Raw genomic sequence first — 14,635 nt, 5'->3', positions numbered from 1 at the left:
CGCTGTTGACGAGACAGGATTTCAATGAATTCTTCTTTACTCATTTTTTGCATAGTCTTTTTTCTGGCAAAGATCGAGACTTAAAGATACAAAGACAACGGGTACTTTATCGGGGGCTTACAATGGATTATGGTAAACCAGATAGTATTATAGGTATAGCCAATTTGAAACCTGCATACTTTGCAACTCCAAAAGATAGTAATTGGACTAAGACTGCTTTTGCATGGTTTAGTATTGGATACAACCAACGAATGGCACCTATTCAAATGCTTACTTTCTATAATGCTATCGCCAATAATGGGAAGATGATACAGCCTCAACTATATAAGGATAGTGTAGTAGTTATTAATCCACAAATAGCAAGTAAGGCTAGTATTGACAGTTTGAAGGAAGCTCTAGTATTTAATGTACTGATGGCTTGGGACAACCTGCTAAGTCTGATAAAGTAGTAGTTGCAGGTATGCAGGGAACTACTTCATTATCTACTAGTGAGAATAGTACTATGGATATGTATGCAGTACAGTTTTGTGGCTATTTCCCTGCTGATAATCCTAAGTATAGTATCATCGTATCCATTAATAAGATTGGTTTGCCTGCTAGTGGTGGATTAATGGCAGGTGATGTCTTTAGGAAAATAGTTGATTACATGAGCAACTGACATCAACTTAAAAAATAAAGAGTACATACTGAAATTATTAGTACTCTTTCGTATATTAGAAAACAGCATTTGAGATTCCTCATTTGCTGTTTTTGATTTAAAGAGATTAGCAATACCAATTTTCAAATTAATCTATAATGAATAACATCTTTCTTACTACGAAACAGACTAAAGCAATTAAAGTGCTAATAGATAACCTAGATTCAGATAATGAAGCAATTCAATGTATGAGATATAATTTAAGAGATACAGATACAGGTGATATGACATTAGAAGAAGCTCAAAGTATAGTAGATAGAATGAAGCCAGAAAAGAAGGATGCAGTAGATAAATGTTACTTGAGAATATACAAGTCTTCCCTAATACATATTATAATATGGAGAAGAACGCTAATGAGATATGTAAGAGTTGGTGGTTTATCCTTCTAATGTGGGTATTTATTATAGGAGTAATAGTTTTGGGAGTAATACTAGCTTCTATTCTATCAGTAAGTGTATATGGATACTTCTATGGATTAGCTAAACTCATACTATTAATATAGTTTAAGGTTGCTCATTTATAAATAGTTTGAAGTATTGAAAATTTTATACTGTAGTTTTATTTAGTATTGCAGGCTTTTTGTTGTGCATTCAAAATATTGTAGTAGTTTTGCATCGAATTTAAAGATAAGGCACTATAGTCTGAATAGCCAGTAGTAGTGCTGGCATAATTTAAAACCTTTATATTATGTCAAATTCTTTAGATTCTGCAAATGTACTTGAAGCTCTAGTGTCTAACGATCGTAGTAAATTGAGTAAAACCTTTGGTGTTGGTTTATTTGTTTCAGATGGAGAAACTCCAGAACAAGTTATTGCTAAATGTAAGACTTATATTGGAAGATATGAAACTTATATAGCTAACTTGAATGTAGTTATCAATTCAGGTGAAGCACTTGCTTCTGAAATGAGAAAGGCTAAAGCGAGTAATTTAATTTCTTCTCTTAGTGAGGACGAGAAAGAAGCTCTAAAAGGCTTACTAGGGTTTTAATACATTTTAGGCTAGCTTAGGCTAGCCTTTTTTATTTAGAATTATTTATTATGGAGTTTAAAAATATTGGTTATTGGTTTTGTGATATAGTAAAGGAGACATTTACAGATGATTTAGAGAAGAATAGATATACATCTTTCATCATGGGGATTGTGCTTTCTTCCCATCATGTATATGATGGTTTCACATTATTATGCAATGCCAAAAATGTAATTTGTTCTATACAATTAATAAGAGCGCAGGTTGATATTTGCCTATTAGTATATGCTTGCATCATAATGAAGAATAAGCAAACGTTCTTTGATTATTATGATAGGGGAATGAGTATTAATAAACTAAAATTTGAAGGAAACCCACTTACTGCGAATTTTCTCTTATCCAAATTAGAAGAAAAATATCATGGCATAACTAGTATCTATAAAGAAGGATGTCAATGGATTCATCCAACCAATAAACGAGATAAATCCATGTTAATACAGGGTGATGATAAAAATAGTCTTCTTCATGTAGGGTATAAAGGCAAAGGTTATAAGATAAAAGATATGCAACTACCAGAAGAAGTATATACTGATGTATGTATTGATATGTATTATGTTAATGATATATTAAAGGAATTGCTAAACGAGGTAGTTAAACTGCGAAATGAAGCTATTGGTAATAAGAAGATGATAACGTGATAGATGAAAATGAAAAATATGCGAGAAAGTTTCTGATTATTCGTAAAAACGTCTTTTAGGAAAATGTCTGATGCTCTGTGATGAGTTTAAGATTTGAAAGAGCCGAAGTCCGATAGGACTGAAGGCGTTCCATTCGCTAGAATTTTAATTTTTAAATTTATAGCCAACTATCAGAAATGGTAGTTGGCTTTTTTGTGTATATGAAGAAGGTGGTAAAAGTAATATATGTGTTAAATGTTTAAATGGATGTTAAGATGATTACTCTATTGTCTAGTCTCTATGAATGGACAATTCTCAAGTTTAAATCTAATTCTAAACTTACCTTCTGCATAATCACTGCTAATGATTTTAAACTTCCCAATTTCAGAGGTATTGCTTACGTGTAATCCAATACAAGCGCAAATATCGTAATCTCCTACATATACAAGTCTTAATATTTGACTTGCATCTTCTGGTAGTTTGCTTAAGTCGACGCAATAAGGAACGTCTTTTTTGTCTACTAAAGAAATTTTGACAGGTAGGTTTTGCGATATAATTTCATTAACTCGATTTTCAATTTCCAAAATCTCATTAGGGGTGGGAGCATTGGATAAAATATAATCGCATTTGCTTTTCTTTTTCTCAATATGGTTTGTTTTTGACCTTTCACAGCCAAACATTCTAATCATTGTCTGATTTAAAATATGTTCTGCTGTGTGCATTGGTGGAAACTCGATTTTATTATGAGTATTTAACATATTGTTCATAACTAGTTGATTATTAGTGATGCTTTATAAATGTACAATAGTAATTGAGTTTTTCCTTTCTATATGGGCATTTCTTGAGCGAGGGCAACCGAAAGTTTTTACCATAGTGGCATTTAGTAAATGCTCTGCTGTATGCATAGGAGGGTACTCCTGTTTGTTGTGATCATTGAGTTGAGGTTGTTGTTCCATAAATTTTTCAATAACTTTTTGTCTTTGATATTTTCTTATTTGCCGGATGGCAGTTTGTACTTTTCTCCCAGGAAATGCGGTTGCTTATCTATCGCTAAATCGATAAACATCTTGACCCTTGCAAATAATTCTCTGATATTGGTTTTCAATCCTGCATAGACGTCTACATCCCTGGCATTAAAACCGATGGCGGTAATCCCATTCTTTTCGGCAAGATAAATAGCCCGCTCATTGTGAAATCGTTGAGAAATGATGGTCAGACGGGTCTGACCGAATACTTCTTTAGCACGCACAACAGAGTCAAGGGTACGAAAACCGGCATAATCTAAATAGATAGACTTTTCAGGAACACCTTTTTGCATAAGCGCTTTCTTCATTTCTTCCGGTTCGTTATACTCTTCTTTGCGATTATCTCCACTGATAAGAATATAATTAATTTTGCCTGCCTTGTACAATTCAACCGCCGCATCAATGCGATAGTCAAAATATAAATTGTTATTCCCGCTTTTTAGCTTGGGAGAGGTGCCGAGAAGCAGACCTACATTGTTTGCAGGAATATCACTGATTTCAGTATAGATGCAGGAGACTGCATTCTTCTTGATGGTCCAGTCGCAGATAAAGATACTGATAACACAAAGTATGGCAATTATCAGTGTGATATAGAATAGCTTTTTTTTCATTTTCCGAATAATTCACTCATATAATCAAGGGAACGGCTAATGTCGAAATACATTTGATTTCCTTCATAGTACTGGCATTTATCAAACTCTATCAGATCACATTTATTGACTAGCGATTGACCTTTCATGTTCTCCATCTTGAATAACATATTCAGCAGTTGGTATTCGTCATTTACGCAGATAACCTTAAATGCTGTCTCTTCGCTTGTACCGTCACCTGTAAGCGCAATCATAGTAAGCAAGGCTGCGTATCTCTTTGAATAGTGTTTTATTTCCCGGATGTCTTTCTGGAGCAAACCGGCTATTCCGTACATATTATATAGTAATTGGAGAGACACCGGATTCTTTTTTAGTAGTTCTTTGCCGATATTATAAGCATCTTCATACTTTTCTTCTTTAATCAACTTTCGGAAATCCTGAAAATCATCCATACTTCCTTTGTAAGCTGGTGTGAATGAATATCCGTAATATAGCATGACATGATCTTGCCGGGTGAGTAAGGTATCATTCTCTTCAAAACGTTGCATGAGCTTTTGGAACTCCGTGTTGTGATTAGTCACATACTCTTTGATGGCCGGATAATCCACTTTTAATATTTCTTGTGCGGAACAATAAACCTGAAGGCTAAGTATGCTTATAAAGAAAAGGGTAATGAGCTTTTTCATGACAGTGTTTTTTTAGGGTATTATGATTCACAAAAATACCATTCTTTTTTAGGAAACCAAGCGTATAGGCATAAAAAAAGGAGCAACGCCTTGCTCCAACCTTTGTTAACCTTAAATCTAATACTATGAAAAACACATTGCAAAGATACGGACTTCTGTGAACTTAGCAAATTAACCAAGGAAAATCTTATGTTATATAACATAGATTAAGAATTTTCCCTTTCCGCTTAACGGATATTCGGTATTTGATCGTTCATATAAAGAGTTTTTTTATCTTTGCAACCAATTTGAATTACTAATCTTTATACTACGTATATGAAAAAGAAAAGACTGGGTCAATGGATGTTATTGGCCATCGTTTGTTTGAGTTTCTCAGTAGGAGAGACCTATGCACAGAAACATGAGTTCGCTAATTACAAGCGTTATGCGACAGAGAATGCGGCACTTGCACAACCTGTAAAGAAGGAAAAAAGAGTGGTCTTTATGGGCAATTCCATTACGGAAGGATGGGTGAGGACACATCCTGATTTCTTCAAAACGAATGGATATATCGGTCGTGGTATCAGTGGCCAGACGTCCTATCAGTTCTTGCTTCGTTTTAGGGAAGATGTGATCAATCTTTCTCCGGCATTGGTTGTCATTAATGCAGGAACAAATGATGTAGCCGAAAATACAGGTGCTTATAATGAAGATTATACATTCGGAAATATTGCATCTATGGCAGAACTGGCGAAGGCAAATAAAATCAAAGTGATTCTGACTTCAGTATTGCCGGCAGCTGAATTTCCGTGGAGACGGGAGATTAAAGATGCTCCTCAAAAGATTCAGTCATTGAATGCCCGCATAGAAGCTTACGCCAAAGCTAATAAAATTCCGTTTGTGAATTATTATCAGCCAATGGTGGTGGGCGATAACAAGGCCTTGAATCCTCAATATACGAAAGATGGGGTACATCCTACAGGAGAAGGATATGATATTATGGAAGCACTCATTAAACAGGCTATTGAAAAAGCGCTTTAATTATAGATAGAGTGTAGATAAAAAATGCCCTTTGATAAGATTTCAAGGGGTATTTTTGTAGGATCGGAAGATGCTAAGATGGGGTATGGGCATAAAAAAAGGAGCAACGCCTTGCTCCAACCTTTGTTAACCTTAAATCTAATACTATGAAAAACACAATGCAAAGATACGGGCTTTTGCGAAATCTGCAAATTATTTCTCTTAAATAGGTGTTTTTATAACACTAATTAGCAAAAGCACGGGTTTCTTATAGATTTATTGATGTTTATAAGCCGTTTATCCCCACTTTTCTTTCATCAAATCTTCCAGTTTCAGCAGCTCGTTCCGATATTGGGCAGCTTCAATAAATTCCAGCTTTTTGGCGGCCTCCTGCATTAATTTGCGGGTACGCTCTATGCTCTTTTCCATTTGAGCTTTGCTCATGTATTGTACGATTGGGTCGGCTGCGATGTTAGGTGAAGAAGGTTCCACATAAGCGTGTTTTTCTTTCAGCAACTCATCGGCTTCGGAACTTGGACTGCCAAATACAGATAAGTTTCTGGCCTTCTTGATTTGTTGTGGGGTGATGCCGTTCGCTTCATTGTAAGCGAGCTGTTTCTCGCGTCGACGGTTCGTTTCATCAATCGTAAGCCGCATACTGTCTGTTATTTTATCTGCATACATGATTACTTTTCCGTTTACATTACGGGCAGCACGGCCTGCAGTCTGGGTCAATGAGCGATGCGAACGGAGGAATCCTTCCTTATCGGCATCGAGAATAGCGACAAGGGATACTTCCGGAAGGTCAAGACCTTCACGAAGCAGATTGACACCGATAAGTACGTCGTAAACGCCTTGTCTCAAGTCATCCATGATCTTCACACGTTCTAATGTATCTACATCGCTATGGATATAGTTACATCTCACATTATTGTTGAGAAGGTATTCTGCCAGCTCTTCCGCCATACGTTTCGTAAGTGTCGTGACAAGTACCCGTTCTTCTTTTTCGATGCGCAGCTGAATTTCTTCCATCAGGTCGTCAATTTGATTGAGACTCGGGCGTACTTCAATAACAGGATCAAGCAGACCGGTAGGGCGGATCACTTGTTCTACAACGATTCCTTCCGATTGTATCAGCTCATATTCTGCCGGGGTAGCACTGACGTAAATCACTTGTTTGGTCATCTCCTCAAATTCTTCAAATTTCAGAGGGCGGTTGTCCATTGCGGCAGGCAGTCGGAATCCGTATTCTACCAGATTGATTTTACGGGCACGGTCGCCTCCATACATGGCGCGAACCTGCGGCACGCTTACATGACTTTCGTCAATAACCAGCAAAAAGTCATCCGGGAAGAAATCGAGAAGGCAATAAGGACGGGTGCCGGCAGCGCGACCGTCGAAATAACGGGAATAATTCTCAATGCCGGAACAGTGCCCTAATTCCCGGATCATTTCCATGTCATACGTAACCCGCTCGTACAATCGTTTCGCTTCATATTCTTTGCCGATAGATTCGAAGAACGCTACTTGTTTGGTCAAGTCGTCCTCTATTTCGTGGATGGCACGAAGAGTGGCTTCCTTGGTGGTCATAAATAAATTGGCGGGATAGATCTTATAGGCTTCGAAAGGAGCGGTAGTCACACCGGTAATCGGGTCCACTTCTTCTATACCATCAATCTCGTCTCCCCAGAAAGTGACACGAAGCAGAGTGTCCGAGTACGCAAGGAAAATGTCGACCGTATCTCCTTTAACGCGGAAATTGCCACGATTCAAATCGATATCATTACGGACATACAGGCTGTCCACAAGACGGCGCAGGAAAACATTACGGTCGAGCATCCGTCCCCGTTCAATTTCGATTACATTTTTATAGAAATCCGACGGGTTCCCCATACCGTAAATACAGGAGACTGAGGAAACGACTACCACATCTTTCCGGCCTGAAAGCAGGGAGGAGGTAGCGGCGAGACGTAACTTGTCAATCTCGTCATTGATGGCGAGATCCTTTTCTATATATGTATCTGAATTTGGCAGATAGGCTTCCGGCTGATAGTAGTCGTAATATGAAACGTAATATTCTACGGCGTTATTGGGGAAGAATCCCTTGAACTCGCTGTATAGCTGCGCAGCCAATGTCTTGTTGTGGCTCAATATCAACGTAGGCTTGTTGATGTTGGCGATTACATTGGCGATGGTGAACGTTTTTCCCGATCCGGTAACCCCCAATAAAGTCTGTGCGGGAACTCCTTGAAGTACCCCCTCAGTAAGCTGGGCGATCGCTTCCGGTTGATCCCCGGTAGGTTTGTAAGCTGATGTTAGTTCAAAATTCATAGTTAAATCCTAAAAAGTGGAGCAATATTCGGCAAAATAATTGAGATAACAAATCATTTTTCCAAATAAATCCTTTACTTTGCAACATATTAATATCATGAAACAGATTCATACAACTAATAATACCAAGAGAACATGATTTGGAATGAGACCATTGAGTGTATGGACCGCGAAAGTCTTCGCAAGATTCAAAGCATACGACTCAAGAAAATTGTGGATTACGTTTATCACAACACGCCTTTTTACCGGAAGAAAATGCAGGAAATGGGTATCACCCCCGATGATATCAATACGATTGACGATATCGTGAAACTGCCGTTTACCACGAAACATGATTTAAGAGATAATTATCCTTTCGGACTTTGTGCCGTGCCGATGAGCCAGATCGTGCGTATTCATGCCTCTTCCGGAACGACCGGAAAGCCGACGGTAGTGGGATATACCCGCAAAGACCTTTCTTCGTGGGCAGAATGTATATCGCGTGCTTTTACTGCTTATGGAGCAGGACGCTCAGATATATTTCAGGTTTCCTATGGTTACGGACTTTTTACGGGTGGCCTGGGAGCACACGCCGGAGCTGAGAATATTGGTGCTTCTGTGATTCCGATGTCCAGTGGTAATACAGAAAAGCAGATTACATTGATGCATGATTTTGGATCAACGGTTCTTTGCTGTACTCCTTCGTATGCACTTTATCTGGCGGATGCCATTAAAGATTCCGGCTATCCGCGGGAGGAATTCCAGCTGAAAGTGGGAGCCTTGGGTGCGGAGCCCTGGACGGAGAATATGCGTCATGAAATCGAAGAAAAACTCGGTATTAAAGCATATGATATCTACGGACTGAGCGAAATTGCCGGACCGGGTGTCGGTTACGAATGTGAATGTCAGCATGGTACGCACTTGAATGAGGATCATTATTTCCCGGAAATTATTGATCCGAATACATTGCAGCCGGTAGAACCCGGACAGACGGGCGAGCTGGTATTTACACACCTGACGAAGGAGGGAATGCCATTGCTTCGTTATCGTACGCGTGACTTGACGGCCTTGCATTATGATAAATGCTCCTGCGGGCGTACATTGGTTCGTATGGACCGCATCCTGGGACGTAGTGACGATATGCTGATTATCCGTGGTGTCAATGTATTCCCGACTCAGATCGAGTCCGTCATTCTTGAGATGGAAGAATTCGAACCACATTATTTGTTGATAGTGGGTCGTGAAAACAATACCGATACGATGGAACTTCAGGTAGAAGTGCGCCCGGATTTCTATTCGGATGAGATTAACCGCATGCTAGCGTTGAAAAAGAAACTGGCAAGCCGTCTCCAAAGCGTACTTGGACTGGGAGTCAATGTGAAACTGGTAGAACCGCGTAGCATTGAACGCAGCGTGGGCAAAGCTAAACGAGTGATTGATAACAGAAAAATTTAAAATAGGTAATAAGTATTAGGTATTATCGTAGCTGCAACATAGAACCCGTGTGGCTATTACCTATTACCTAATACTTATTACTTAATTAAAACTTTACGATAATGGTAGCAAAACAACTTTCTATCTTTTTGGAAAACAAGTCCGGCCGTTTGACGGAAGTGACTGAAGTGCTGGCAAAAGAGAACATCAATCTTTCTGCCTTGTGCATCGCCGAAAATGCTGATTTTGGCATTTTGCGTGGAATTGTATCCGATCCGGATAAAGCATATAAAGCATTGAAAGATAATCATTTTGCCGTGAATATAACAGATGTGGTCGGCATTAGCTGTCCGAATGTGCCGGGAGCTTTGGCAAAAGTGCTGGGATTCTTGTCGGCAGAAGGAGTCTTTATTGAGTATATGTATTCGTTTGCCAATAATAACGTGGCAAACGTCGTGATTCGTCCTAGTAATATGGATAAATGTATTGAAGTACTGAAAGAAAAGAAAGTCGACCTGTTGGCGGCAAGTGATTTGTACAAGCTGTAACCGGACGGCGGACCATAAGCGAACGGTGAACGAAGAACGGTAGCGCTGGTATACCAATGACATAGCGCGCTTGTTGATCGTTCACCGTTTATTATTGACTGTTTATAGCTTCCAGTTCGACGTCGTTTTTTCTCTTTTCGTCGATGTTTAACGCCTTTTATGTATTAAAAAACATAGATTAATTGGTTAATTCCCCGCGAATAAGTAACTTTGCGCAATATTTTTTAAAAGGATGAAGAAAAATATCATTATAACTTTGCTCGCAGCAGCCTCTCTGACATCGTGTGGAGAGTACAATAAATTGCTGAAAAGTACCGATTACGAATATAAGTACGAGGCCGCCAAAAACTATTTTGCTAAAGGGCAGTATAACCGCTCAGCTACCTTGCTGAACGAATTGATTACAATCCTTAAGGGAACCGATAAAGCGGAGGAGTCTCTGTATATGTTGGGTATGAGTTACTATAATCAGAAAGATTATCAGACAGCCGCCCAGACGTTTATCACCTATTTCAACACTTATCCCCGTGGTACTTTCACTGAACTGGCACGTTTCCATGCAGGTAAATCCCTGTTCCTGGATACTCCGGAACCACGTTTGGATCAATCAAGCACCTATCAGGCTATCCAGCAACTGCAGATGTTTATGGAATATTTCCCGAACAGTACCAAGAAGCAGGAAGCACAAGATATGATTTTTGCTTTGCAGGATAAACTGGTGTTGAAAGAACTCTATTCTGCAAAGTTGTATTATAATCTGGGTAACTATCTGGGTAATAACTATGAGTCCTGTGTAATTACAGCTCAGAATGCTCTGAAAGATTATCCTTATACAGATTATCGCGAAGAACTTTCCATATTGATTCTGCGTGCCAGACATGAAATGGCCATTTATAGTGTAGAAGACAAGAAGATGGATCGTTACCGTGAAACGATAGATGAATATTATGCTTTCAAGAACGAGTTTCCGGAAAGTAAATACCTGAAAGAGGCTGAAAAAATATTCAATGAATCACAGAAAGTAATTAAAGACTAAATTTAAATAGATTTATGGACTACAAAAAAACGAACGCTCCCGCTACGACGGTAACCCGTGACATGATGGAACTCTGTGCTGACACAGGGAATGTTTATGAAACTGTTGCCATTATTGGTAAGCGTGCTAACCAGATTAGTGTGGAAATTAAAAACGATCTTTCTAAGAAATTAGCAGAGTTTGCTTCTTACAACGATAATTTGGAAGAAGTATTCGAGAATAGAGAACAGATCGAAATTTCTCGTTATTATGAGAAATTGCCGAAACCTGACTTGATTGCTACACAGGAATACATCGAAGGGAAAATTTATTATAGAAATCCGGCTAAGGAGAAAGAAAAACTTCAGTAATTTATTTTCTAACGAAAGAATTGATAGTCAAGTAGTAAGCGGGAAGCATTTTCCTATTCCTTATTGCTTGGCTATTATTGTTTAACTTAACTACTATAGAATACTTATGATTCAGCGAATTCAAAGTTTTTACTTATTGATTGTAACAGGGTTGCTGATTACAGCAATGTGTTTACCGATGGGATATTTTATTGACACTACAGGAGAACATCCTTTTAAAGCACTGGGGATAGACGTGAATGGAATTTTCCAGTCTACTTGGGGGATATTTGGTATTCTGATGCTGAGCGCTCTGGTAGCTTTTGCGACTATTTTTCTGTATAAGAACCGAATGTTGCAGATTCGTATGTCAATCTTCAATAGCTTGTTGCTGGTGGGCTATTATATTGCCTTCATTGCTTTCTATTTTGCATTGAAGAGCGATGCCAATCTGTTCCGTATTGGTTGGGCGCTTTGCTTACCATTGGTGTCTATCGTTCTGAATGTGCTGGCTATTCGTGCTATCGGACGTGACGAGGTGATGGTAAAGGCTGCAGACAGACTTCGATAAGAATGCGCGGGAAGCTCTCGCATTGGGAGTTCCTGATAGAATAAAAACAGGCGCGAATTTCGCAGACTCACGGAAATATAAACCGTAGGTTCGAGCGAAATTCGCGCCTGATCTTTTTGGGTACTGCTTCTTATTTCTTTAAATCGAATAGATAAGTAAGCTTCACTGTAATTGTGCCATGAGCCGCACGGGAGAAATAGTCTTTCTTCGTTGTGCTGTAAAAGTCTGACAGAGCAAAATAATAGCGTCCTTCGAGCAGAAAACTACCGACTTTCTTTGTTCTGAATTCTATTCCGCCGCCTCCGGCTATACCATAATCGAATTTGTTTTGGATTTTATCCCCGTAAACAGCTTTTTGTGTGTTTGTCAGGGTATTCATGTCTATATTCTCCATGCTTTCAGATTCACCGATCAGAAGGCCGATCTGAGGACCTGCATTGATAAAGAACTGCAGTCCTTTTTCATTACCGAAAGCCAAGTGTGCGAGGAAGGGAATGTCGAGATAGGTCATCTTTCGGGTGTACTTGCGGGTAGGATCTTCTACGGTCTGCCCATTTTCATCCATGATTTCGAATAACTCATCCCAGCCGCGCTGTGAGATATTTAACTCTACTTGCGCACCACAGATCATTGCAAAATACTTTTCGGAAATGTAGCGTGCCGTCAAACCTCCGGTAATACCCATCAATGAGTTCTGTTTGATTTTAGGAGTGAATGAAGCACTGTTTAAGTTGACACCTCCATTAAATCCGACAGAAAAGTTCTGGCGTGGTTCGCCAATCTGTGCGGTGGCAGGAAGCGCAAATCCCATCATCAGGGAAGCGGCAATCAGAAGTGATTTTATCTTTGTCATTTTCGTGTTATTCGAAGTCAAGTTTTACTAATTCAAAATTCTTCGTAAAGCGGATAAAGAATACTTTCTTATTAATGAATCCTCCCCAGTTATTGACACGTTCGAATTTGAATCCTGTCTGTATCGGAGTCAGGTTCATTTTCGGCAAATTGTTTTCCAGTTCTGAGCCATAGCGTGACAAGCCTTTCAGGAAGAAGAAGCCTGTGTCGAAACCAAGCATTCCGTAGCTTGGAAATTTACTCACCAAGTCCTTGCTATACCATTTGTGATAATTGTTGGTGAACTGTATGGCAGCCGGAAACAATGTATTTGTGTAGAATGATGAATAGAAATAGGTATCCAGTTCAAAGAAACTTTCCAGGTGATCCCGGGTATATGTCTGCCATTCGGGATAACCGAACAGATGAATATTCTGCTCCGGAGTATCTCTGACCAGTAGAATCAGTTGAGGAAGAATCTTGATTAACATGACATTTTTGCCGGAAGTCGGAATGAAAATATTGTCTTTGTCAGAGCGGAGAGCTTCCTTCAGCATATCCTTGGTTGCGTTTTCATTGACGGTTTTCATTGACATTCCCTTGCTCTTCAGCTCTTGTTTCATGCCGCTGATAAACTCGGCTTTTTCTTTATCTTCGCTGGTTGGTTCAATAAAGATGACATGAGCATTGGGGAATTGACGGGTAAAGTGTTCGTATACTTCCGAATATAAATAGGATTGCGGGGTATTAATCTGGTAGATGGCAGGATTATTAAATACTTCTTCCCCTTTCGAAGAGAAAGGAATCACCAGTCGTATATCATTCTTTTCTGCAAAAGTAGATAAAGGTTTGATCTGTTGCTGGTGCATCGGACCGAAAATGACATTCATGTTCTTCATCTCATTTTTCGCCAGAATAGTATTTAATGTAGAAACATCTTTTCCACAGTCATATACATATAGATCAATAGAAGTACCCGTACGTTTCAGGCTGTCTACCGCCATCAGGAAACCTTCGTAGTATTCCACCATACGTTTGTCTTCCTGGAAAGGCAATAGCAGGGCCGCTTTGATAGTAGAGATTGCCTGAGGGGCTTCTTTACTCTTGCGGAAAAGCTCATTGTTACTGGGTGGGATAGCGTACGGATCCTCTTTGGGAGCCGTCGGTTGCATGGTGGTTGCACTGGGATAGGGGATACAGAGGTATTGTCCCTTTTTCATTCCCTTTTTCAGTTCGGGATTGGCTGCAATCAATTCCTGTTCGCTGATTCCATATTCGCGGCTTACGCTGAATACGGTTTCTTTGCGTTTTACCTTATGCATATCTTTGCATCTGGATTGTACAGGCCCCTGTATAGCAGGTTTTTCAGCCGGTGTTTGCGTAGCTTCCGTTTCCTGCTCTTGTTCCAACGGAATGAGAATAACCTGACCGATACGGAAGTTTTCGGCGCTTAATCCCGGATTGGCTTCACAAATGGCTTTGGCAGATATATTATAAATGGTAGTCAGTTTGTATAAAGTTTCTCCGGCTTGAATCGTATGGAATGTTTCCCCTTTCTGGCTTTCTTTTCCTTTAGGGATTTTTATGGCTTGCCCGGCATAAATTTTCTCATCACATCCGGGATTCAGACGTATGATGTCGTTTGTTGTGACATTATACATCTTGGCAATGGAGTATAAACTCTGTCCTTTTTCGATGGTATGCAAGAAATAAGATTGGTTCTCTTGTGCATAACTAATAGCGTATGAGGCGCTTATAAAAAGCAAAAATAAGAATATTCGGCTTATCGGTTTCATCAATTTATAACTATTGGTTCTTGAAATCAAGGAACAAAGGTACGAATAATGCCCTATATCTTCATAAGATTTGAGTTAAGAAAATAATATTGTGCTTTTTTTGGAGCATATTTCGGGCGGAAACATTAATTTTGTACCGT

At 39.3% G+C, this 14,635-nt stretch carries 15 protein-coding genes and 1 pseudogene; 10 read left to right on the top strand and 6 right to left on the bottom strand.

The window, feature by feature from the left end:
* Positions 1 to 122 precede the first annotated feature (122 nt).
* The 4 genes and pseudogenes from NBH01_RS20975 to NBH01_RS20960 all read left to right on the top strand — a co-directional run.
* A pseudogene (locus NBH01_RS20975) lies at positions 123 to 658 on the top strand (penicillin-binding transpeptidase domain-containing protein); the annotation flags it as partial.
* A gap of 227 nt (positions 659 to 885) precedes the next feature.
* Positions 886 to 1,086: a hypothetical protein gene (locus NBH01_RS20970; RefSeq protein ID WP_250700275.1), complete on the top strand. Its 201-nt coding sequence runs from the start codon at positions 886 to 888 to the stop codon at positions 1,084 to 1,086.
* Positions 1,087 to 1,384: 298 nt separating this feature from the next.
* Positions 1,385 to 1,684, top strand: a complete 300-nt coding sequence (locus NBH01_RS20965) for a hypothetical protein (RefSeq protein ID WP_250700274.1) — start codon at positions 1,385 to 1,387, stop codon at positions 1,682 to 1,684.
* A gap of 50 nt (positions 1,685 to 1,734) precedes the next feature.
* Positions 1,735 to 2,361 carry a hypothetical protein gene (locus NBH01_RS20960; protein WP_016267334.1) on the top strand — a complete coding sequence of 209 codons (627 nt, stop codon included), beginning with the start codon at positions 1,735 to 1,737 and terminating at the stop codon, positions 2,359 to 2,361.
* 263 nt (positions 2,362 to 2,624) lie between these two features.
* On the opposite strand, the gene NBH01_RS20955 is transcribed toward NBH01_RS20960, so the two are convergent.
* The 3 genes from NBH01_RS20955 to NBH01_RS20945 all read right to left on the bottom strand — a co-directional run bounded on the left by NBH01_RS20955 (position 2,625) and on the right by NBH01_RS20945 (position 4,641).
* Positions 2,625 to 3,107, bottom strand: a complete 483-nt coding sequence (locus NBH01_RS20955; protein ID WP_250700273.1) for an alanyl-tRNA editing protein — start codon at positions 3,105 to 3,107, stop codon at positions 2,625 to 2,627.
* A 224-nt stretch (positions 3,108 to 3,331) separates the two neighbouring features.
* Complete coding sequence (locus NBH01_RS20950) at positions 3,332 to 3,976, bottom strand: SanA/YdcF family protein (RefSeq protein ID WP_061473556.1); 645 nt, start codon at positions 3,974 to 3,976, stop codon at positions 3,332 to 3,334.
* Positions 3,973 to 4,641 (bottom strand): DUF4919 domain-containing protein, encoded by a 669-nt coding sequence (locus NBH01_RS20945; protein ID WP_250700272.1) that lies wholly within the window; start codon positions 4,639 to 4,641, stop codon positions 3,973 to 3,975. The genes NBH01_RS20950 and NBH01_RS20945 overlap by 4 nt, the downstream gene beginning before the upstream one ends.
* A gap of 315 nt (positions 4,642 to 4,956) precedes the next feature.
* Between NBH01_RS20945 and NBH01_RS20940 the strand changes: the two genes are divergently transcribed.
* Complete coding sequence (locus tag NBH01_RS20940) at positions 4,957 to 5,661, top strand: SGNH/GDSL hydrolase family protein (RefSeq protein WP_070749998.1); 705 nt, start codon at positions 4,957 to 4,959, stop codon at positions 5,659 to 5,661.
* 276 nt (positions 5,662 to 5,937) lie between these two features.
* On the opposite strand, the gene uvrB is transcribed toward NBH01_RS20940, so the two are convergent.
* Positions 5,938 to 7,971 (bottom strand): excinuclease ABC subunit UvrB, encoded by a 2,034-nt coding sequence (gene uvrB, locus NBH01_RS20935; RefSeq protein WP_008765082.1) that lies wholly within the window; start codon positions 7,969 to 7,971, stop codon positions 5,938 to 5,940.
* A 135-nt stretch (positions 7,972 to 8,106) separates the two neighbouring features.
* Here uvrB and NBH01_RS20930 point away from each other — a divergent pair, with 135 nt between their 5' ends.
* The 5 genes from NBH01_RS20930 to NBH01_RS20910 all read left to right on the top strand — a co-directional run bounded on the left by NBH01_RS20930 (position 8,107) and on the right by NBH01_RS20910 (position 11,868).
* The gene (locus NBH01_RS20930) at positions 8,107 to 9,405 is read left to right on the top strand and encodes a phenylacetate--CoA ligase family protein (protein ID WP_011107332.1); all 1,299 of its coding nucleotides are present in this window, start codon (positions 8,107 to 8,109) and stop codon (positions 9,403 to 9,405) included.
* Between the two features lie 101 nt (positions 9,406 to 9,506).
* Entirely contained in the window at positions 9,507 to 9,932 is a 426-nt protein-coding gene (locus NBH01_RS20925) for an ACT domain-containing protein (protein ID WP_008763158.1), read from the top strand.
* Between the two features lie 232 nt (positions 9,933 to 10,164).
* Complete coding sequence (locus NBH01_RS20920; RefSeq protein ID WP_008763159.1) at positions 10,165 to 10,968, top strand: outer membrane protein assembly factor BamD; 804 nt, start codon at positions 10,165 to 10,167, stop codon at positions 10,966 to 10,968.
* Positions 10,969 to 10,982: 14 nt separating this feature from the next.
* The gene (locus NBH01_RS20915; RefSeq protein ID WP_004299989.1) at positions 10,983 to 11,318 is read left to right on the top strand and encodes a DNA-directed RNA polymerase subunit omega; all 336 of its coding nucleotides are present in this window, start codon (positions 10,983 to 10,985) and stop codon (positions 11,316 to 11,318) included.
* A gap of 106 nt (positions 11,319 to 11,424) precedes the next feature.
* Entirely contained in the window at positions 11,425 to 11,868 is a 444-nt protein-coding gene (locus tag NBH01_RS20910; protein ID WP_011107333.1) for a DUF4293 domain-containing protein, read from the top strand.
* A gap of 130 nt (positions 11,869 to 11,998) precedes the next feature.
* Here the strand turns inward: NBH01_RS20910 and NBH01_RS20905 are convergent, their stop codons facing one another.
* Together NBH01_RS20905 and NBH01_RS20900 are read right to left on the bottom strand one after the other, a co-directional pair.
* Entirely contained in the window at positions 11,999 to 12,721 is a 723-nt protein-coding gene (locus NBH01_RS20905; RefSeq protein WP_054960183.1) for a porin family protein, read from the bottom strand.
* 7 nt (positions 12,722 to 12,728) lie between these two features.
* On the bottom strand, positions 12,729 to 14,495 hold the full coding sequence (locus tag NBH01_RS20900; RefSeq protein WP_250700271.1) for a muramidase family protein: 1,767 nt from the start codon (positions 14,493 to 14,495) through the stop codon (positions 12,729 to 12,731).
* Positions 14,496 to 14,635: the final 140 nt, after the last annotated feature.

Origin of the sequence: Bacteroides sp. B1-V-101 (assembly GCF_023656585.1) — a bacterium.
GTDB classification, from domain to species: Bacteria; Bacteroidota; Bacteroidia; order Bacteroidales; family Bacteroidaceae; genus Bacteroides; species Bacteroides thetaiotaomicron.
This window is presented reverse-complemented; position numbering and strand designations above follow the sequence as displayed.